Origin of the sequence: Arthrobacter sp. ZGTC131 (assembly GCF_002929275.1) — a bacterium.
In the GTDB taxonomy this organism is placed as follows: Bacteria; Actinomycetota; Actinomycetes; order Actinomycetales; family Micrococcaceae; genus Arthrobacter.
The window spans coordinates 1-720 of the sequence record NZ_PJIK01000061.1; the positions used below are offsets into that span (position 1 = coordinate 1).

Here is a 720-nt window from a genome sequence, read left to right on the forward strand (position 1 = left end):
GGCTTGCCCCGACCGCAGCGGCTGCGGCTGTTATGAGTACTGACCTTGGAGCCGACGCAACAACGATCGACAGTTTCCTTGCCTCCCATCGAGTCGAGGACTCCCAGTCCGTGGGCCCGCGGCTGCGAACCGGAGACGTCATCATTGTTGACGAGGCAGGCATGGTCACCACCACGAAGCTGGCCGAGGTCGTCTCCGTGGCCGCCCGCCATGGTGCCGTCGTCCGGGCTATCGGAGACGACCGCCAGCTGGGTGCAATTGGGTCAGGCGGCGCCCTGCGGCTGTTGGACCACCAAGTAGGAGCTGTCCGGCTTGAACGGGTACATCGGTTTAGAACCGAAGGCGAGGCCGAAGCCTCCCTGGCGCTCAGAGAAGCCCCCGCCTCCGGCGCCGACGCACCATGGCAGTGGTACATGGACAACAAACGGATAGTTGCCGGGGATAGCGACACCATGACGGATGCAGCACTGAGGGCCTGGATGGCCGATACAGCCGCAGGCAAGAACTCCCTGCTCATTGCAGGGGACAACGCAACAGTCACCGACCTAAACGCCTAGGCCCAGGCCGACCGGGTCGCGACAGGAGAGTGGGGAAGGATCAACGAAAACACTGCCTCCGGCGTGCTGCGCGACGGGCTGCGGGCCTACGCCGGTGACACTGTCGTGACACGACAAAACGACCGATCACTGCAGCTGAACCGAGGCAAGGACTTCGTTAAAA

General features: G+C 63.5%; 1 protein-coding gene. It reads left to right on the top strand.

Annotated features, from left to right (window positions below; translation table 11 throughout):
- Positions 1-557: AAA family ATPase (locus tag CXQ90_RS21675; RefSeq protein ID WP_181038672.1), on the top strand; the 557-nt coding region annotated here is incomplete at its 5' end.
- Positions 558-720 lie beyond the last annotated feature (163 nt).